Consider the following 19,382-nt stretch of genomic DNA (forward strand, 5'->3'; position numbering starts at 1 on the left):
AGTGAAACGATGCATCGCCGATGGTAGTGTGGGGTTTCCCCATGTGAGAGTAGGTCATCGTCAAGATTAAATTCCGAAACCCCATTTGCGAAAGCAGATGGGGTTTTGTTTTGGGCGCGAGAAAAGTTATTGCGGCTTGGTCGTGAAGTGTATCGTATCGGTTCACTAGCTCATGGCCTTGCCCGGCAACGCTATTCGACGATGCAATACAAAGGGGTACGGCGTGCAGCGTGTCATGATTGTTGGCCAGCCAGGTTCAGGAAAGACTACCCTCGCTCGGGAAATGGGTAAGCGTACCGGGCTGCCAGTCATCCACATCGACACGATTCACTGGCAGTCTGGCTGGGTCGAGCGAAGCAAGGACGAGAAGACGCGCCTCTGTCGCGAGGTTGAGGCGCGTGATCGGTGGATATTTGAAGGGGGGCATTCGGTCACTTGGGACAGCCGTATTGCCCGAGCCGATCTCTTGATATGGATTGATCGTTCGTGGCCGCTGCGATTCTGGCGTGTACTTCTCAGGGCGTTGATTTGTAGAGGCCGCTCTCGGCCTGACCTTCCTGAGAACTGTCCTGAGCGGTTAGGGAATCTCCCGGAGTTTTTCCGCTTCATGTGGGCGACTCGGAAATCGGCGCGTACCAAGATGAAAAGGCTCGTGGCATCGGCCCCATCGACGTGCCGTGTCGTCTGCCTGCGCTCCAATCACCAAGCTAAGCTGTTTCTGGAGAGCATCGAGAAATTGCCTGGCGCAGAGATGCTGCAAAAACACCATCTCTGACACAACCTCCGCGCATATATTCAACTAGCCACTGCGCCTCTCACAGGGCCCCTGTGGCGCGTTTGACGAGCATCGCCTAGGCTGATGCGCCAGGCAGCGTTACAGCCTCGAATCGCCAGCAGAAACGTAATCTTGCCGGAGGGGGTAATCGTAGAAGACTTCTAGATTATGTTGATGCGGGAAGGGGAATCTAGCCAGCGAGGCACTTTTCTGTAGGCGAAAAAAAAAGACCTTGATAATCAAGGTCTTTCTTTAAGATGGTGCCCCGAGGGAGACTCGAACTCCCACTCCTTTCGAAAACGGATTTTGAATCCGCCGCGTCTACCAATTCCGCCATCAGGGCTCAATGGCGGCGAAGTATAGAGATGAGATTACCGTTGGTCAATCACCTTTCATGGTCTATTTTCACTATTTCCGCTAGACTTCCCGGCCCTGCTAGACGAACTCCATCATGCGCGTTGCTGACTTTACTTTTGAACTCCCTGATTCGCTGATCGCTCGCCACCCTTTGGCCGAGCGTCGCGCAAGTCGACTGCTGACCCTGGACGGGGTGAGCGGTGCCCTCGCACACCGTCAATTCACTGATTTGCTTGAGCATTTACGCCCTGGCGATCTGATGGTGTTCAACAATACTCGAGTGATTCCTGCGCGCCTGTTTGGCCAGAAAGCGTCCGGCGGCAAGCTGGAAATTCTGGTGGAGCGGGTGCTGGACAGCCATCGCGTGCTGGCCCACGTACGCTCCAGTAAGTCGCCGAAATCGGGATCGAAGATCCTCATCGATGGTGGTGGTGAAGCTCAAATGCTCGCTCGCCATGACGCGCTGTTCGAGCTCGAGTTCGCCGAAGAGGTGTTGCCGCTATTGGAGCGTGTCGGCCATATGCCGTTGCCGCCCTATATCGACCGCCCCGACGAAGACTCGGACCGCGAGCGCTATCAGACGGTTTACTCCCAGCGCCTCGGTGCCGTTGCCGCGCCGACTGCCGGGCTGCATTTCGACCAGCCGCTGCTGGATGCAATTGCTGCCAAAGGCGTCGAGACCGCCTATGTGACCCTGCACGTGGGGGCCGGCACGTTTCAGCCGGTGCGTGTGGATAACATCGAAGACCACCACATGCACAGTGAGTGGTTGGAAGTCAGCCAGGAAGTCGTCGACGCTGTCGCCGCCTGTAAGACCCGTGGCGGTCGAGTAGTGGCCGTGGGAACCACCAGCGTGCGCTCGCTGGAGAGTGCGGCGCGTGATGGCGTGCTCAAGCCCTTCAGTGGTGATACCGATATCTTCATCTTCCCAGGCCGACCTTTCCATGTGGTCGATTGCCTGGTGACCAATTTCCATTTGCCCGAATCCACGCTGTTGATGCTGGTTTCGGCATTTGCCGGTTACCCGGAAACCATGGCCGCTTACCAAGCCGCCATCGCTAACGAGTACCGTTTTTTCAGCTACGGTGATGCGATGTTCATCACCCGTAATCCGGCGCCACGCGGCCCAGAGGAAACCTTATGAGTCGTATGTCGTTTGAACTGCTCGCCACTGACGGCAAGGCCCGCCGTGGCCGCCTGACTTTCCCGCGCGGCACCGTGGAGACTCCGGCATTCATGCCGGTCGGTACCTACGGCACCGTCAAAGGCATGCTGCCACGCGATATCGTCGCCACCGGTGCCGAGATTATCCTGGGCAATACCTTCCACCTGTGGCTGCGCCCAGGCACGGAAGTGATCAAGAAACATGGCGACCTGCATGACTTCATGAAGTGGCAAGGCCCGATTCTCACTGACTCTGGTGGCTTCCAGGTATTCAGCCTGGGCGCCATGCGCAAGATCAAGGAAGAGGGCGTGACCTTCGCCTCGCCTGTGGACGGTTCCAAGGTATTCATGGGCCCGGAAGAGTCGATGCAGGTCCAGCGCGACCTGGGCTCCGACATCGTGATGATCTTCGACGAGTGCACGCCTTATCCGGCTGATGAGGACGTGGCTCGTATCTCCATGGAGCTGTCGTTACGTTGGGCTCAGCGTTCGAAGAATGCGCATGGCGACAATACTGCCGCGCTGTTCGGCATCGTCCAGGGCGGTATGCATGAAAGCCTGCGCAAGCGCTCGCTCGAAGGCCTCGATAAAATCGGCTTTGACGGCCTGGCCATCGGCGGTTTGTCGGTAGGCGAGCCCAAGCACGAGATGATCAAAGTGCTGGATTATCTGCCAGGTCTGATGCCCGCTGAAAAACCTCGTTACCTTATGGGCGTTGGCAAACCGGAAGATCTCGTAGAGGGTGTGCGCCGCGGTGTGGACATGTTCGATTGCGTGATGCCAACCCGTAATGCCCGCAATGGGCATCTGTTCATCGATACAGGCGTGCTGAAGATCCGTAACGCGTTCCATCGCCATGATGATTCGCCGCTGGATCCCACCTGTGATTGCTACACCTGCCAGAACTTCTCCCGTGCTTATCTGCACCATCTGGACAAGTGTGGGGAAATGCTGGGTAGCATGTTGAATACCATCCACAATTTGCGTCACTACCAAGTCCTGATGGCTGGTTTGCGCGAGGCTATTCAACAGGGTACATTGGCCGCCTTCGTCGATGCCTTCTATGCCAAGCGCGGGCTTCCTGTGCCGCCCTTGGACTGAGTTTTCCGACCCTAAGATTCACTATTTGCAACTGGAGTGCTAAATGAGCTTTTTTATCTCTAACGCCATGGCTGACGCCGCTGCGCCTGCTGCTGCCGGTCCTATGGGCGGTGGTTTCGAGTGGATTTTCCTGGTCGGCTTCCTGGTCATCTTCTACCTGATGATCTGGCGTCCACAGGCCAAGCGCGCCAAAGAGCAGAAAAACCTGCTGGGCAGCCTGCAGAAAGGTGACGAAGTTGTGACCACTGGCGGCATCGCTGGCAAGATCACCAAGGTCTCCGATGCTTTCGTGGTACTGGAAGTCTCCGACACCGTAGAAATGAAGTTCCAGAAAGGCGCCATCGCCGCCACGCTGCCAAAAGGCACGCTCAAAGCGATCTAAGTTCCAACCTTTACCAATCGACGGGGCGCGCAAGGCGCCCCGCGTTATAAGCGGGCGGCGTGATGCTGAACAAATACCCTCTGTGGAAATACGTACTGATCCTGGCGGTGCTGGCGATCGGTTTTATTTATTCCGCTCCCAATCTCTATCCTGATGACCCTGCGATCCAGATCACTGGCGCCAGCACTTCGCTGCAGGTCAATCAGGCTGATCTGGAACGCGCGAGCAAAGCGCTCACCGACGCAGGTATCCAGGTTAAAGCGGCAACATTGGCAGCTGATGCGAAGGGCGGTTTGTTGCGCCTGACCAAGCAAGAAGACCAATTGCCGGCAAAAGACGTTGTGCGCAAAGTCATGGGTGATGACTACGTAGTCGCGCTCAACCTGGCACAGACCACGCCACAATGGTTGCGCAGCATTGGCGCGCACCCGATGAAGCTGGGTCTGGACTTGTCCGGTGGTGTGCACTTCCTGTTGGAAGTGGACATGGACAAGGCGCTGGATGCACGCTTGAAAGTCTACGAAGGCGACGTGAAGAGCCTGCTGCGCAAAGAGAAGTTGCGTTATCGCAGCCTGCCGCAGCTCAACGGTGCCATCCAGCTGGGCTTCTCTGATGAGGCTTCCCGCGAACAGGCCCGTGCGCTGATCCGCAAGAACTTCAACGATTTCGACATCGTGCCGGCTGACCTGAATGGTCAGGCTGTACTGCGCCTGGCAATGAGCCCGGCCAAGATCGCGGAAATCCGCGAGTACTCCATCAAGCAGAACTTGACCACGGTACGTAACCGCGTCAACGAGCTGGGTGTAGCCGAGCCAATCGTTCAGCGCCAGGGTGCCAACCGCATCGTGGTTGAGCTGCCAGGCGTACAGGACACCGCTGAAGCCAAGCGTATCCTGGGCAAGACCGCCAACCTGGAATTCCGCCTCGCGGCCGAGCCGGGTGCTACCCGTGCTACTTCCGAAGAGTTTGAGTTCCGCGAAGGCAACCGTCCTCCTGCGTTGATCGAGCGTGGCTTGATCATCACCGGTGACCAGGTAACGGACGCCAAGGCTGGCTTCGGCGAGCACGGTACTCCTGAAGTGAACATCCGCCTGGATGGCCACGGCGGCGAACTGATGAGCCGCGCTACGCGCAGCAACGTCGGTCGCAGCATGGCGGTGATCTTCATCGAGCAGCGCCCGGTGACCACCTACACCAAGCAGATCGTCAACGGCGTCGAGAAAGACGTGCCGGTGCAGACCTTCAAGGAAGAGAAAAAGATCATCAGCCTGGCGACTATCCAGTCGCCGCTGGGTGCTCAGTTCCGTATCACTGGCCTGAACGGCCAGGGCGAATCTTCCGAGCTGGCCCTGCTGCTGCGTGCTGGTGGCCTGGCTGCGCCGATGTACTTCGCTGAAGAACGTACCATCGGCCCGAGCCTGGGTGCTGACAACATCACCAAGGGTGTCGACGCGGCGTTGTGGGGCATGCTGTTCGTGTCCCTGTTCATCATCGCCATCTACCGCTTCTTTGGCGTCATTGCCACCGTAGCCCTGGCGGGCAACATGGTCATGCTGCTGGCCCTGATGTCTTTGCTGGGCGCTACACTGACCCTGCCAGGCATCGCCGGTATCGTACTCACCATGGGTATGGCGGTAGACGCCAACGTGCTGATCTTCTCGCGGATTCGTGAAGAGATCGCCAACGGCATGACCGTGCAGCGTGCAATCAACGAAGGCTTCGGCCGGGCATTCACCGCGATTCTCGACTCCAACCTGACCACGTTGCTGGTCGGTGGGATTCTCTTTGCCATGGGCACCGGCCCGGTCAAGGGTTTTGCGGTGACCATGTCCCTCGGTATCTTTACCTCGATGTTCACGGCCATCATGGTGACCCGCGCAATGGTCAACCTGATCTATGGCGGGCGTGACTTCAAGAAGTTGTGGATTTAAGGGGCTGCCATGTTACGTACAATCAACTTCATGGGCGTTCGCAACATTGCGTTCGGCGTCACTGTGCTCCTTACCGTTCTGGCGTTGTTCAGCTGGTTCCATAAGGGTTTGAACTACGGTCTGGACTTCACCGGCGGTACGCTCATCGAGCTGACCTACGAGAAGCCCGCCGACGTTACCCTGGTGCGCAACGAGCTGGTCAAGGCTGGCTATCACGAAGCCGTCGTGCAGAGCTTTGGTGCGACCACCGACCTGCTGGTACGTATGCCCGGTGAAGACCCGCAACTGGGTCACCAGGTAGCCGAGGCCTTGCAGAAGGTCGGCGGCGACAACCCGGCGTCGGTCAAGCGTGTCGAGTTCGTGGGCCCACAAGTGGGTGAAGAGCTGCGCGATCAGGGCGGCCTCGGCATGCTGATGGCTCTGGTCGGCATCATGATCTACCTGGCTTTCCGCTTTCAGTGGAAGTTCGGTGTCGGCGCCATTGTGTCGCTGATCCACGACGTGATCGTGACCGTGGGTATCCTGGCGTATTTCCAGATTACCTTCGACCTGACCGTACTGGCGGCCGTACTGGCGATCATTGGTTACTCCCTTAACGACACCATCGTGGTATTCGACCGGGTTCGTGAGAACTTCCGTGTACTGCGTAAGGCCTCGTTGATCGAGAACATCAACATCTCCACCACCCAGACCCTGCTGCGGACCATGGCGACGTCGATCTCCACCTTGCTGGCGATTGCTGCGCTGATGATCTTCGGTGGCGACAACCTGTGGGGCTTCTCCCTGGCGCTGTTCATTGGCGTTCTGGCGGGTACCTACTCGTCGATCTACATCGCCAACGTGGTGCTGATCTGGCTGAACCTCAACAGCGAAGACCTGATCCCTCCGGCCAGCACTGGCAAGGAGGTCGACGACCGTCCTTGATGGGCGATTGTTGATCTGCTGTTACAAGAAAGGCACGAGTATTGAACTCGTGCCTTTTTTTTTGCTCCAAGGCTGGGTATAGCGCGAACGTTTCGGTTCGCATGTGATGGTCAGGAGGTTCACGTGAACAAGTCGTTGCTGGTTGGTGCGGTATTGGGTGCTGTCGGTGTCACTGCCGGGGGTGCTGTTGCCACCTACAGCCTGGTGAAAAGCGGCCCTGAGTATGCGCAAGTGCTGGCTGTGCAGCCGGTGAAAACCCAGATTAAAACCCCACGCGAGGTCTGCAAGGACGTCGCAGTCACCCGGCAGCGCCCGGTGCAGGATCAGCATCAAATCGCCGGTACTGTTGTAGGTGCCCTGGCGGGTGGCTTGCTGGGTAACCAGATTGGTGGTGGTAACGGTAAGAAGCTGGCCACCGTGGCCGGTGCGGTTGGTGGGGGTTATGCGGGTAACAAGGTTCAGGAAGGTATGCAGAACCGCGATACCTACACCACGACTCAGACTCGTTGTAATACCGTCAATGACATCAGCGACAAGGTCGTGGGTTATGACGTGCGTTACAACCTGGATGGCAAGGAAGGTTCGGTACGCATGGATCGCGATCCAGGTGGCCAGATTCCAGTCGACAAAGAAGGTCGCCTGATCCTGGGTCAAAACCAGCAGTAATCCCAGGCCTGGCGTAGATCAGAATGTGGGAGGGGGCTTGCTCCCGATAGCGGCGAGTCAGTCTATATATCTGCTGACTGACACCGTGCAATCGGGAGCAAGCCCCCTCCCACATTTGATTGATGGTGTTGCTGGTCTCTCGGCCAACGCCAAATTCCAGGCAAAAAAAAGCACCCCGAAGGGTGCTTTTTTGTGCTCGCTCGCTTAACGCTTCAGCGAAGCCGGCAGGTGCGGCTGGATCGCCGTCAGCACTGCCTTGAAGCATTTGGTGTTACCAGCAACCACATGCCCCTTCTCAAGGAAGTCGTGACCACCGGTGAAGTCGCTCACCAGGCCGCCCGCTTCTTGAATCAGCAATGCGCCTGCAGCCATGTCCCATTCGGACAGGCCCGACTCCCAGAATGCATCGAAACGACCAGCAGCAACATAAGCCAGGTCCAGGCTGGCTGCGCCAGCGCGACGGATGCCAGCGGTCTGGCCAACCAGGGCGCGGAACATGCCCAGGTAGTTTTCCAGGTTGTCCATCTGGTCGTCACGGAACGGAAAGCCAGTGCCCAGCAGGGCGCCGTCCAGGCTGGTGCGACCGCTGACGCGCAGGCGACGACCGTTCAGTTGGGCGCCACGCCCACGGCTGGCGGTGAATTCTTCCTGGCGAACCGGGTCGAGTACGACCGCGTGTTCCAGGCGGCCACGGTATTTGCACGCGATGCTCACGGCAAAATGCGGGATACCGCGCAGGAAGTTGGTGGTGCCGTCCAGTGGGTCGATGATCCACAGGTAGTCTTCGCCTTCGCCGCTACCTTTGTGCAAGCCGGTTTCTTCACCGAGGATGCCGTGGGTAGGGTAGGCCTTGCGCAGCGCGTCGATGATTTTCTGTTCGGCGGCGCGGTCCACCTCGGATACGTAATCCTTGGCGTCTTTTTCGTCGACCTTGATGGTATCCAGGCGCTCGATGGAGCGGAAGATCAATTCACTGGCGCTGCGGGCGGCGCGCAGCGCGATATTCAGCATGGGCTGCATGGATGTGTCACCTAAGGTTGTTAAAGAAAGCCGAGCATTCTAGCAGAAACTTTCTTCAGGTGAAGGACGACGTTAGCTTTCATGGCATAACCTTAGGCGGTTCTGTAAGATTTGCTCCCCTTTCCCGTGTCCGAGAGCGCCTCCCGTGCTGCAAAACATTCGTGTCGTCTTGGTCAATACCAGTCATCCCGGCAATATCGGCGGGGTGGCGCGAGCCATGAAAAACATGGGCCTGACGCGCCTGGTGCTGGTCGAGCCGCGTGTGTTTCCGCACCACGAGGCTGATGCTCGCGCGTCCGGCGCCAATGACATCCTCGAAAAAGCCCAGGTCGTCGCCACATTGGAAGACGCCTTGGTCGGCTGCAATCTGGTGCTGGGCACCAGTGCGCGCGACCGCCGTATCCCTTGGCCGCTGCTGGACCCGCGTGAGTGCGGCACCAAAGTGGTGGAAGAAGCGGCAGGCGGCGCTGAAATCGCTTTGGTGTTCGGTCGTGAAGACTCCGGCCTCACCAACGAAGAGCTGCAGCGATGTCATTACCACGTGCACATTCCATCAGACCCTGAATTCAGCTCGCTGAACCTCGGGGCAGCGGTGCAGGTGCTGACTTACGAAGTGCGTATGGCCTGGCTGGCCGCTGAAGGTCAGCCGAGCAAAGTGGAAAAGGATGAAGTTGCTTCGACCAAAAGTGGCGAGTTGGCCACTATGGACGAGCTGGAGCGGTTCTATGAGCACCTGGAGCAAACCCTGGTGGCCATCGAATTCCTCGACCCTGAAAAACCACGGCACTTGATGGCGCGCCTGCGTCGCTTGTACGGGCGCAGCTCGGTCAGCCGGGCAGAAATGAATATATTGCGTGGCATCCTCACGGAAACCCAAAAAGCGGCCCGTGGCGAGCTTCTTAAGCGGAAGGATTAAAAATGTTCGAGCGTTTGCGAGAAGATATCCAGAGTGTTTTCCACCGTGACCCGGCGGCGCGCAACGCCTTTGAAGTGCTGACCTGCTACCCGGGTATGCATGCGATCTGGATTCACCGCCTATCCGGTGCCCTGTGGGGTATGGGTTGGAAGTGGCTGGCTCGGCTGGTGTCGAACTTTGGTCGCTGGATGACTGGGATCGAGATTCATCCCGGTGCCAAGGTGGGTCGTCGATTCTTTATCGATCATGGCATGGGCATCGTTATTGGCGAGACGGCTGAAATTGGCGATGACGTGACCCTGTATCAAGGCGTGACCTTGGGGGGCACCAGTTGGAACAAAGGCAAGCGCCACCCAACGCTGGAAGACGGTGTGGTGGTAGGGGCTGGCGCCAAGGTGCTCGGCCCGTTCACTGTGGGTGCAGGCGCCAAGGTTGGCTCCAATGCCGTGGTGACCAAGGCTGTACCGCCCGGTGCGACCGTAGTGGGTATTCCCGGCCGAATCATCGTCAAGCCGGAAGTCGGCGACGAGCAGGAAGCCAAGCGCAAGGCCATGGCCGAAAAAATCGGCTTTGATGCCTATGGCGTCAGTGAAGACATGCCCGACCCGGTGGCGCGCGCTATCGGTCAATTGCTTGACCATCTACAGGCGGTGGACGGCAAGCTGGAAGGGATGTGCGGCGCGCTGAAGGACCTGGGCAGTCCTTACTGTGCGAAAGATCTGCCTGAGTTGCGCGAAGAAGACTTCGCTGAGATCAAGGACGAGGCGGCTACCAAGGCGGGCTAGTTCCAAAGGCTGATGCATGGTCCTGTGGGAGCTGGCTTGTCGGGTCGCCGCATCGCTGCGATAGCGGTGGGTCAGCAACCCAATAGGTGGCTGGCATACCGCTATCGCAGGCAAGCCAGCTCCCACATTTGATCTCCGCTGGTCCTGCAAGCCCAATCCAGTCCTGTTCCCGCTGTTCGATCCCGCCCCATCCTGCTATGATTCTGCGCCCTTTCTACGGGTAATCCCGACTAAAGCACTAGGTCTTATAGTTGACTTAAACAGTCGGGAATCGCATACTTGCCCACATTCTGAAACACCTTGGTAATTGTCCATGAGACTGACTACAAAAGGCCGATACGCGGTGACTGCCATGCTCGACTTGGCCTTGCACGCGCAAACTGGGCCGGTGTCCCTGGCCGATATCTCCGAGCGCCAAGGCATTTCCCTGTCCTATCTCGAGCAACTGTTCGCCAAATTGCGCCGTAGCAACCTGGTCTCCAGTGTGCGTGGGCCAGGCGGTGGCTATCAGTTGTCCCGCGACATGCAGGGCATCCAGGTTGCCCAGGTGATCGATGCGGTCAACGAATCCGTCGACGCTACCAAATGCCAGGGCCTGGGTGATTGCCATGCCGGCGACACCTGCCTGACGCACCATTTGTGGTGCGATCTGAGCCTGCAGATCCATGAGTTTTTGAGTGGTATCAGCTTGGCCGATCTTGTGACTCGCCGTGAGGTGCAAGAAGTAGCCCAGCGTCAGGACCAGCGCCGTTGCAACACCAAGGCGCCGCGTCTGGACAAGATTGAAGCGTCCGCCGTCGAGTGACAGCCGCAGAGCTAACGGCACGCCAGCCAGCCTGATTTAGGAGAAAGTCCATGAAATTGCCGATTTACCTTGATTACTCAGCGACCACCCCGGTTGATCCGCGTGTCGCGCAAAAGATGAGCGAATGCCTGCTGGTTGACGGAAACTTCGGCAACCCGGCCTCCCGTTCCCACGTCTTCGGCTGGAAAGCCGAGGAAGCGGTCGAGAACGCTCGTCGCCAAGTTGCCGACCTGGTTAACGCCGACCCGCGCGAAATCGTCTGGACTTCCGGTGCTACCGAGTCCGACAACCTGGCAATCAAGGGCGCGGCGCATTTCTATGCGACCAAAGGCAAGCACCTGATCACCACCAAGATTGAGCACAAGGCTGTCCTTGACACCATGCGCCAACTGGAGCGTGAAGGTTTTGAGGTTACCTACCTTGAGCCCACCACTGACGGTATCGTCACCCCGGCCATGATCGAAGCCGCGCTGCGTGAAGACACCATCCTGGTTTCCGTGATCCACGTGAACAACGAAATCGGCACCATCAACGACATCGCGGCCATCGGCGAGCTGACTCGTTCGAAGGGCATTCTGCTGCACGTCGACGCTGCTCAGTCTACCGGCAAGGTCGATATCGACCTGTCGAAGCTGAAAGTCGACCTGATGTCGTTCTCTGCCCACAAGACCTACGGCCCTAAAGGCATCGGCGCCCTGTACGTAAGCCGCAAGCCGCGCGTGCGTATCGAAGCCACCATGCACGGCGGCGGTCACGAGCGCGGCATGCGTTCGGGCACCCTGGCGACCCACCAGATCGTTGGCATGGGCGAAGCCTTCCGCGTAGCCAAGGAAGACATGGCTGCCGAAAACATTCGCATCAAGGCTCTGAGCGACCGCTTCTACAAGCAGGTTGAGAACCTTGAAGAGCTGTACATCAACGGCAGCATGACCGCCCGTGTACCGCACAACCTGAATTTGAGCTTCAACTACGTTGAAGGCGAGTCGCTGATCATGGCGCTCAAGGACCTGGCGGTTTCGTCCGGTTCGGCCTGCACCTCGGCGTCCCTTGAGCCTTCGTACGTACTGCGCGCCCTGGGCCGCAACGACGAACTGGCACACAGCTCGATCCGCTTTACGTTCGGCCGTTTCACCACCGAAGAGCAAGTCGACTACGCCGCGCAAAAAGTCTGCGAAGCCGTCAACAAGTTGCGCGTCCTGTCGCCACTGTGGGACATGTTCAAAGACGGTGTTGACATTTCCAAGATCGAGTGGGCGGCACACTAAACAAAGAAGCCGCCACCCAAGCTCTGTAGAAACGTGGCGGAAAACGCAGGCGTTTTTACAGGGTTCCAGAGCGGCCCTGATGAGTGAGGATTCAGTACCATGGCTTACAGCGAAAAGGTCATCGACCACTACGAAAACCCGCGTAACGTCGGCAAGATGGACGCGGAAGACCCAGACGTCGGCACCGGCATGGTCGGCGCCCCGGCGTGCGGCGATGTGATGCGCCTGCAGATCAAGGTCAACGACGCTGGCGTTATCGAAGACGCCAAATTCAAGACCTACGGTTGCGGCTCGGCCATCGCCTCCAGCTCCCTGGCGACCGAATGGATGAAAGGCAAGACCCTGGATGAGGCTGTGACTATCAGCAACACCCAGCTGGCCGAAGAACTGGCGCTGCCGCCAGTGAAAATCCACTGCTCCGTGCTCGCAGAAGACGCCATCAAGGCGGCCGTTCGCGACTACAAGCAGAAGAAAGGCTTGATCTAAGCATTTGGCGACGAGTAAGGAGTCAACGATGGCTATCAGCATGACAGAAGCGGCTGCGCAACACATTCGCCGCTCCCTGAATGGGCGCGGTAAAGGTGAGGGGATTCGTCTGGGTGTTCGCACCACGGGCTGTTCCGGCCTTGCCTACGTGCTGGAGTTTGTCGACGAGGTGGTTGAGGAAGACCAGGTGTTCGAAAGTCACGGCGAGAAAGTGATCATCGACCCTAAGAGCCTGACCTACCTGGACGGCACCGAACTCGATTTCGTCAAGGAAGGGTTGAACGAAGGCTTCAAGTTCAACAACCCCAACGTACGCGGTGAGTGTGGCTGCGGCGAAAGCTTCAACATCTGAGGCTATTCGTGGGTACTCCTTGTCATTTCGCTTTATTCGAGCTGCAGCCGAGTTTTCGGCTGGACCTTGAGCAGCTTGCCACGCGCTACCGAGAATTGGCGCGTGGGGTGCATCCAGACCGCTTTGCTGACGCTTCCGAGCGCGAGCAACGCGTGGCGCTGGAAAAATCGGCCAGCCTCAACGAGGCCTATCAGACCCTCAAGAATCCGCCCAAGCGCGCGCGTTATCTGCTCGCGATGAACGGTGGTGAGCTGCCGCTGGAAGTCACGGTGCACGATCCGGACTTCCTGATGCAGCAGATGCAGTGGCGCGAAGAGCTCGAAGACTTGCAGGACGAGGCTGATCTGGCCGGCGTCGCGGTCTTCAAGCGTCGTCTGAAAACGGCCCAGGATGAACTGAACGAAAGCTTCGCAGCCTGTTGGGATGACGCAGCGCAACGCGAACAGGCCGAACGCCTGATGCGGCGCATGCAGTTCCTCGACAAGCTCACCTACGAAGTGCGCCAGCTAGAAGAGCGCCTCGACGATTAACCCAGTGTGCTGCCCGTGATGCACGCCTGATAGACAGATAAGACCTGATTACCATGGCCCTACTGCAAATCGCCGAACCCGGCCAAAGCCCTCAACCGCACCAGCGTCGCCTGGCGGTCGGGATTGACCTGGGCACCACCAATTCCCTGGTTGCTGCCTTGCGCAGCGGCCTGTCCGAGCCGCTGCCCGACGCCGATGGCCAGGTGATCCTGCCGTCCGCTGTGCGTTACCACGCTGATCGCACCGAAGTCGGTGAGTCGGCCAAGCTGGCGGCGTCTACCGACCCCTTGAATACCGTGCTGTCGGTCAAGCGCTTGATGGGTCGTGGTCTGTCCGACGTCAAGCAATTGGGCGACCAGTTGCCATACCGCTTCGTCGGTGGCGAATCCCATATGCCGTTCATCGACACTGTCCAGGGGCCGAAAAGCCCGGTGGAAGTGTCGGCCGATATTCTCAAGGTGCTGCGCCAGCGCGCAGAAAAAACCCTGGGCGGCGAACTGGTGGGTGCAGTGATCACCGTTCCGGCCTATTTCGATGACGCTCAGCGCCAAGCCACCAAGGACGCGGCAAAACTCGCCGGCCTCAATGTGTTGCGCCTGCTCAACGAGCCGACTGCTGCGGCCGTGGCCTATGGTTTGGACCAACATGCCGAAGGCCTGGTCGCGATTTACGACCTGGGCGGCGGTACCTTTGATATTTCGATCCTGCGCCTGACCGGCGGCGTGTTTGAGGTGCTGGCCACCGGTGGCGACAGCGCCCTGGGCGGCGACGACTTCGACCACGCCATCGCTGGCTGGATCATCAGCAGCGCCGGCTTATCTGCCGACCTGGACCCAGGTGCGCAGCGCAGTCTGCTGCAAACCGCTTGCGCCGCCAAAGAAGCACTGACTGATGCGGCATCCGTTGAAGTGTCCCACGGCGACTGGTCGGCCCAGCTGACCCGTGAAGCCTTCGATGCGTTGATCGAGCCGATGGTCGCCCGCAGCCTTAAGGCTTGCCGTCGTGCCGTGCGTGATTCCGGTATCGAACTGGAAGACGTGGGTGCAGTGGTCATGGTGGGTGGTTCGACTCGCGTGCCGCGTGTTCGCGAAGCCGTCGCCGAAGCCTTTGGCCGTGAGCCCCTGACTGAAATCGACCCGGATCAGGTGGTCGCCATTGGTGCCGCAATCCAGGCCGATACCCTGGCTGGCAACAAGCGTGATGGCGGCGAACTGTTGCTGCTCGATGTGATTCCGTTGTCCCTGGGCCTGGAAACCATGGGCGGCCTGATGGAGAAGGTGATTCCGCGTAACACCACCATCCCCGTCGCCCGCGCCCAGGACTTCACCACTTACAAAGACGGCCAGACGGCCATGATGATTCATGTGCTGCAAGGCGAGCGCGAGCTGATCAGCGACTGCCGCTCCCTGGCGCGCTTCGAATTGCGCGGCATTCCGGCGATGGTTGCTGGCGCCGCGAAGATTCGCGTGACCTTCCAGGTGGATGCCGACGGGCTGCTCAGCGTTGCGGCGCGTGAGTTGGCCTCGGGCGTTGAAGCCAGCATCCAGGTCAAGCCGTCCTACGGTCTCACCGACGGCGAGATCGCCAAGATGCTCAAGGACTCGTTCCAGTACGCCGGTGACGATAAAGTCGCCCGCGTCTTGCGTGAGCAGCAAGTCGATGCCCAGCGCCTGCTCGAAGCGGTGCAGGGCGCCCTTGAGGTCGACGGCGAGCGCCTGCTGGACGCTGAAGAGCGCATGGTCATCGACCTGCAAATGCAGGAGCTGGCCGAACTGATGAAAGGCACCGATGGTTACGCCATCGAGCAACAGACCAAGCGCCTGTCGCAAGTGACTGACGCCTTTGCCGCCCGCCGTATGGACCAGACGGTGAAAGCCGCCCTGGCGGGACGCAACCTGAATGAAATCGAGGAATAATTAATGCCGCAGGTCATTTTTCTGCCACACGCCGAGCATTGCCCGGACGGTATGGTTGTTGAGGCTGAGACCGGCAAGTCCATCCTCGAAGTTGCCCATGACAACCACATCGAGATCGAAAGTGCCTGCGGCGGTGTCTGCGCCTGCACCACCTGTCACTGCATCATCCGTGAGGGTTTCAACACCCTGGAAGAAGCCGACGAGCTGGAAGAGGACTTTCTTGACCGTGCCTGGGGCCTGGAAGCGCATTCGCGCCTAAGCTGTCAGGCAAAGGTCGGGACGGAAGACATCACCGTCGAAATTCCGAAGTATTCCCTCAACCATGCAGCCGAAGCGCCGCATTGATTCAAGGAAATGTCATGAGCCTGAAATGGGTTGATGTACAAGAAATCGCTATACAACTTGCTGAAGCCCATCCTGAGGTCAATCCTCTGACGGTCAACTTCGTTAAGTTGCGCAATCTGGTGCTGGAGCTGCCGGACTTCGACGACATCCCGGATCGGGGTGGCGAAAAGGTCCTGGAGGCGATTCAAGGCCTGTGGATCGAAGAAGCAGACTGAGCCGCCTTTTTACGCAGTTAGGCAATACCCAATAACCCGCGTATAATTCGCGGGTTTAATTTTTCGTAAATTACCGTTTCTGGAGTTACACCATGGCTGTTCAACGTACTTTCTCCATCATCAAGCCTGACGCTGTTGCAAAAAACGTCATTGGCGAGATCACCACTCGTTTCGAAAAAGCCGGCCTGAAGGTTGTAGCTTCGAAACTCAAGCAACTGTCCAAAGCTGAAGCCGAAGGCTTCTACGCTGAGCACAGCGCTCGTGGCTTCTTCGGCGACCTGGTTGCCTTCATGATCTCCGGTCCTGTTGTTGTTCAGGTTCTGGAAGGCGAAAACGCTATCGCTCTGAACCGTGAGCTGATGGGCGCTACCAACCCTAAAGAAGCCGCTGCCGGCACCATCCGTGCTGACTTCGCTGAATCCATCGACGCCAACGCTGTACACGGCTCGGACTCCGAAGCTGCCGCTGCTCGCGAAATCTCGTACTTTTTCGCTGCTACTGAAGTAACCGCTCGCTAAGCATTGGCTTAAAGAGTGAGGGTGAATCCATGACTACATCGACTGTTAAAACCAACCTGCTGGGTCTGACCCAGCCGGAAATGGAGAAATTCTTCGACTCAATCGGGGAGAAGCGTTTCCGTGCCGGTCAGGTAATGAAATGGATTCACCACTTTGGCGTCGACGATTTCGACGCCATGACGAACGTCAGCAAGGCCTTGCGCGACAAGCTCAAGGCCATTGCTGAGGTCCGTGGCCCCGAAGTGGTCAGCGAGGACATCTCCACCGACGGCACCCGTAAGTGGGTGGTGCGCGTGGCATCCGGCAGCTGCGTCGAGACCGTGTACATTCCCCAGGGCAAACGTGGCACATTGTGCGTTTCGTCCCAGGCAGGCTGTGCCCTGGACTGCAGTTTCTGCTCCACCGGCAAGCAAGGCTTCAATAGCAACCTCACCGCCGCCGAAGTCATCGGCCAGGTGTGGATTGCCAACAAATCCTTTGGCAGCGTCCCGGCAACCGTCGACCGTGCCATCACCAACGTGGTGATGATGGGCATGGGTGAGCCGCTGCTGAACTTCGACAACGTCATCGCGGCCATGCACCTGATGATGGACGACCTGGGCTACGGCATTTCCAAGCGCCGCGTGACCCTGTCGACCTCCGGCGTGGTACCGATGATCGATGAGCTGGCCAAGCACATCGACGTCTCCCTGGCGTTGTCGCTGCACGCACCCAATGACGCATTGCGTAACCAATTGGTGCCGATCAACAAGAAATATCCGCTTAAGATGCTGCTCGAATCCTGCCAGCGTTATATGGCGACCTTGGGTGAGAAACGCGTATTGACCATTGAGTACACCATGCTCAAGGACATCAACGACAAGGTCGAACACGCGGTAGAAATGATCGAGTTGCTCAAGAACACCCCGTGCAAGATCAACCTGATCCCGTTCAACCCGTTTCCGCATTCTGGCTACGAGCGGCCGAGCAACAACGCTATTCGCCGTTTCCAGGATCAACTGCATCAGGCCGGCTACAACGTCACTGTCCGCACCACCCGTGGTGAAGACATCGATGCCGCCTGTGGCCAATTGGTAGGGCAGGTAATGGACCGTACCCGCCGCAGCGAACGATATATCGCCGGGCGCGAACTGAACGCCGCCGACGATTTGCCGCTTATCGCTGTGAATCGAATCTGAGAGAGGATCTCTATGCCCTTGCGCCTTGCGCTGCTTTTACTTGTTACCGCCCTCGCGGCAGGTTGTGTTTCATCGGGCTATGACAGCCCTTTGCAAACCGGTAAAGGCCGTGATGAGGCGCGAGCTGCCTATGTGCAGTTGGGCTTGGGTTACTTGCGCCAAGGTATGAACGAGCAGGCCAAGGTGCCGTTGAAAAAGGCTCTTGAACTGGATAGCAACGACGCTGACGCGAACGCCGCACTGGCGCTGGTGTTCCAGGCTCAGGCCGAGCCTGAACTGGCTGACCAGTATTTCCAGAAAGCGTTGGCTGCCCGACCTGCTGACCCACGGTTGCTAAACAATTACGGTAGCTTCCTGTTTGCGCAAAATCGGTATGAGCAGGCCGCCCTTTATTTCCAGCAAGCCAGCACCGATACCCTCTATCCTGAGCGTTCCCGTGTATTCGAGAACCTTGGGGTGACCTCGATACGCCTCGGGCAGCGCGACAGCGCCCGCCAGCAGCTGGAAAAAGCCCTGCATTTGAACAGTCGCCAGCCTCGGGCATTGCTCGAAATGGCTGAGTTATCCTTTGATGACAGGCATTATGTGCCGGCACGTGACTATTACGAGCGTTTTAGCCTGCTCAGCGGGCAAAATGCACGTAGTCTATTGCTCGGTGTGCGCCTGGCGACGGTTCATGAAGAACGCGACACGGCCGCACGTTTTGGCCAGCAACTCGAACGACTCTATCCCGGTACGCCGGAATATCAGCAATACCTGTCGGAGCAATGATGAAAGCGGCGCACCCGGAAGTTGTAGCAGCTAATCGCGTAAACCCAGGCGACACCTTGCGCCAGGCCCGCGAAAGCAATGGTTGGTCTCTGGCGGAAGTGGCCCTCAAGCTCAATTTGACCACCACCTCCCTGGGTAATCTGGAAGCCGGCGCATTCGACAAGCTGCCTGGGCATACCTTTGCCCGCGGTTATATCCGCGCCTATGCCAAGTTGCTGGGCATCGACCAGGCCGTGCTGGTCCAGGAATTCGACCAGTTCACCGGTACCGATTCCCAGGGCAGTAACGTTCATGGCCTAGGGCGTATCGAAGAACCTGTGCGGGTTTCCCACACGATTTTGCGTATTGTCAGCCTGCTGCTGCTCATCGCCGTGATCGGCGGCGGTTTTGTCTGGTGGCAAGACCAGACTTCCCAGCGCACCAAGGACCTGACCAGCAACGCCATGGAGCACGTCGAAGTCGAAAGCGCCGACGGCACCACCCAGATTCACCCGTTGGACGAGCCGGAAGATCAGGCTGTTGCTGAAGGCCAGGCCGCTCCTGAAGCGCCGCTTGCAACCGAGCAGCCAGTGCCCGAAACCGCTCCAACCGCGACTGCCGCTGCGCCTGCCGCTCCTGCAACCTCGGTTGCCCCGGCCCACACTCCGGCCGCGCCCGCGCAAACCCCAGTCGCTCCAGCGCCTGCCGCCCCGGCTGCGCCTGCCATTTCGCCGCCCACCACCCCAGCGTTGATCGCCGGTGATGGCCGTGTACAGATCACCTTCGTCGCCGACTGCTGGACGCAAGTCACCGACGGCAACGGCAAAGTGCTGTTCAGCGGCCTTAAGCGTAAGGGCGATTCGCTCGACCAGGGCGGCAAGCCTCCTTTGACGCTGCGTCTGGGCTTTGCCCGTGGCGCGCAAGTGGCCTACAACGGCCAGCCTGTAGACGTGGCGCCGTTCACCACTGGCGAAACCGCTCGCCTGAAGTTGGGACAATAG

Annotated in this window: 22 protein-coding genes and 1 tRNA gene; 21 read left to right on the forward strand and 2 right to left on the reverse strand. The window is 58.6% G+C overall.

What is annotated here, in order from left to right; translation table 11 throughout:
• Positions 1–223 precede the first annotated feature (223 nt).
• The gene (locus ICY20_RS19065; protein ID WP_194938361.1) at positions 224–775 is read left to right on the forward strand and encodes an AAA family ATPase; all 552 of its coding nucleotides are present in this window, start codon (positions 224–226) and stop codon (positions 773–775) included.
• Positions 776–1,033: 258 nt separating this feature from the next.
• Here ICY20_RS19065 and ICY20_RS19070 read toward each other — a convergent pair.
• Positions 1,034–1,118: transfer RNA gene (locus tag ICY20_RS19070), tRNA-Leu, on the reverse strand.
• Positions 1,119–1,226: 108 nt separating this feature from the next.
• On the opposite strand from ICY20_RS19070, the gene queA reads away from it, so the two are divergent.
• From queA to ICY20_RS19100, 6 genes are all read left to right on the forward strand, one after another.
• Positions 1,227–2,276: a tRNA preQ1(34) S-adenosylmethionine ribosyltransferase-isomerase QueA gene (gene queA, locus ICY20_RS19075; RefSeq protein WP_159955274.1), complete on the forward strand. Its 1,050-nt coding sequence runs from the start codon at positions 1,227–1,229 to the stop codon at positions 2,274–2,276.
• Positions 2,277–2,281: 5 nt separating this feature from the next.
• Entirely contained in the window at positions 2,282–3,397 is a 1,116-nt protein-coding gene (gene tgt, locus ICY20_RS19080; RefSeq protein ID WP_162303237.1) for a tRNA guanosine(34) transglycosylase Tgt, read from the forward strand.
• A gap of 43 nt (positions 3,398–3,440) precedes the next feature.
• Complete coding sequence (gene yajC / locus ICY20_RS19085; protein ID WP_003175975.1) at positions 3,441–3,779, forward strand: preprotein translocase subunit YajC; 339 nt, start codon at positions 3,441–3,443, stop codon at positions 3,777–3,779.
• Positions 3,780–3,841: 62 nt separating this feature from the next.
• Entirely contained in the window at positions 3,842–5,710 is a 1,869-nt protein-coding gene (gene secD / locus ICY20_RS19090) for a protein translocase subunit SecD (RefSeq protein WP_122489142.1), read from the forward strand.
• 9 nt (positions 5,711–5,719) lie between these two features.
• Positions 5,720–6,634 carry a protein translocase subunit SecF gene (gene secF, locus ICY20_RS19095; RefSeq protein ID WP_159955276.1) on the forward strand — a complete coding sequence of 305 codons (915 nt, stop codon included), beginning with the start codon at positions 5,720–5,722 and terminating at the stop codon, positions 6,632–6,634.
• Between the two features lie 123 nt (positions 6,635–6,757).
• Complete coding sequence (locus tag ICY20_RS19100; RefSeq protein ID WP_003175972.1) at positions 6,758–7,300, forward strand: glycine zipper 2TM domain-containing protein; 543 nt, start codon at positions 6,758–6,760, stop codon at positions 7,298–7,300.
• Positions 7,301–7,504: 204 nt separating this feature from the next.
• Here the strand turns inward: ICY20_RS19100 and suhB are convergent, their stop codons facing one another.
• A complete protein-coding gene (gene suhB / locus ICY20_RS19105) occupies positions 7,505–8,320 on the reverse strand; it encodes a type III secretion system regulator SuhB (protein ID WP_003175971.1) in 816 nt (271 codons plus the stop codon).
• 145 nt (positions 8,321–8,465) lie between these two features.
• On the opposite strand from suhB, the gene trmJ reads away from it, so the two are divergent.
• The 14 genes from trmJ (at position 8,466) to ICY20_RS19175 (ending at position 19,382) form a co-directional block, all read left to right on the forward strand.
• Positions 8,466–9,236, forward strand: coding sequence for a tRNA (cytosine(32)/uridine(32)-2'-O)-methyltransferase TrmJ (trmJ, locus tag ICY20_RS19110; RefSeq protein ID WP_159955278.1), 771 nt, complete (start codon positions 8,466–8,468; stop codon positions 9,234–9,236).
• A gap of 2 nt (positions 9,237–9,238) precedes the next feature.
• A complete protein-coding gene (gene cysE / locus ICY20_RS19115; RefSeq protein WP_159955280.1) occupies positions 9,239–10,021 on the forward strand; it encodes a serine O-acetyltransferase in 783 nt (260 codons plus the stop codon).
• A 313-nt stretch (positions 10,022–10,334) separates the two neighbouring features.
• A complete protein-coding gene (gene iscR / locus ICY20_RS19120; protein WP_003194020.1) occupies positions 10,335–10,826 on the forward strand; it encodes a Fe-S cluster assembly transcriptional regulator IscR in 492 nt (163 codons plus the stop codon).
• Between the two features lie 50 nt (positions 10,827–10,876).
• Complete coding sequence (locus ICY20_RS19125) at positions 10,877–12,091, forward strand: IscS subfamily cysteine desulfurase (protein ID WP_159955282.1); 1,215 nt, start codon at positions 10,877–10,879, stop codon at positions 12,089–12,091.
• Positions 12,092–12,190: 99 nt separating this feature from the next.
• Complete coding sequence (gene iscU, locus ICY20_RS19130; RefSeq protein ID WP_028617851.1) at positions 12,191–12,577, forward strand: Fe-S cluster assembly scaffold IscU; 387 nt, start codon at positions 12,191–12,193, stop codon at positions 12,575–12,577.
• Between the two features lie 28 nt (positions 12,578–12,605).
• Positions 12,606–12,929, forward strand: a complete 324-nt coding sequence (iscA, locus tag ICY20_RS19135) for an iron-sulfur cluster assembly protein IscA (RefSeq protein WP_003209680.1) — start codon at positions 12,606–12,608, stop codon at positions 12,927–12,929.
• Between the two features lie 8 nt (positions 12,930–12,937).
• Positions 12,938–13,459, forward strand: coding sequence for a co-chaperone HscB (gene hscB / locus ICY20_RS19140; protein WP_038848811.1), 522 nt, complete (start codon positions 12,938–12,940; stop codon positions 13,457–13,459).
• A gap of 53 nt (positions 13,460–13,512) precedes the next feature.
• Complete coding sequence (hscA, locus tag ICY20_RS19145) at positions 13,513–15,375, forward strand: Fe-S protein assembly chaperone HscA (RefSeq protein ID WP_159955286.1); 1,863 nt, start codon at positions 13,513–13,515, stop codon at positions 15,373–15,375.
• A gap of 3 nt (positions 15,376–15,378) precedes the next feature.
• Positions 15,379–15,720 carry an ISC system 2Fe-2S type ferredoxin gene (fdx, locus tag ICY20_RS19150; RefSeq protein WP_017736823.1) on the forward strand — a complete coding sequence of 114 codons (342 nt, stop codon included), beginning with the start codon at positions 15,379–15,381 and terminating at the stop codon, positions 15,718–15,720.
• A 14-nt stretch (positions 15,721–15,734) separates the two neighbouring features.
• On the forward strand, positions 15,735–15,935 hold the full coding sequence (gene iscX / locus ICY20_RS19155; RefSeq protein ID WP_122489134.1) for a Fe-S cluster assembly protein IscX: 201 nt from the start codon (positions 15,735–15,737) through the stop codon (positions 15,933–15,935).
• Between the two features lie 92 nt (positions 15,936–16,027).
• On the forward strand, positions 16,028–16,453 hold the full coding sequence (ndk, locus tag ICY20_RS19160) for a nucleoside-diphosphate kinase (RefSeq protein WP_003175956.1): 426 nt from the start codon (positions 16,028–16,030) through the stop codon (positions 16,451–16,453).
• Positions 16,454–16,482: 29 nt separating this feature from the next.
• Positions 16,483–17,631, forward strand: coding sequence for a 23S rRNA (adenine(2503)-C(2))-methyltransferase RlmN (rlmN, locus tag ICY20_RS19165; protein WP_049711635.1), 1,149 nt, complete (start codon positions 16,483–16,485; stop codon positions 17,629–17,631).
• Between the two features lie 12 nt (positions 17,632–17,643).
• Positions 17,644–18,402 carry a type IV pilus biogenesis/stability protein PilW gene (gene pilW, locus ICY20_RS19170; protein WP_194938362.1) on the forward strand — a complete coding sequence of 253 codons (759 nt, stop codon included), beginning with the start codon at positions 17,644–17,646 and terminating at the stop codon, positions 18,400–18,402.
• Entirely contained in the window at positions 18,402–19,382 is a 981-nt protein-coding gene (locus tag ICY20_RS19175; RefSeq protein WP_159955290.1) for a RodZ domain-containing protein, read from the forward strand. Before pilW ends, ICY20_RS19175 begins: the two co-directional genes overlap by 1 nt.

This window comes from Pseudomonas pisciculturae (assembly GCF_015461805.1).
GTDB classification, from domain to species: domain Bacteria; phylum Pseudomonadota; class Gammaproteobacteria; order Pseudomonadales; family Pseudomonadaceae; genus Aquipseudomonas; species Aquipseudomonas pisciculturae.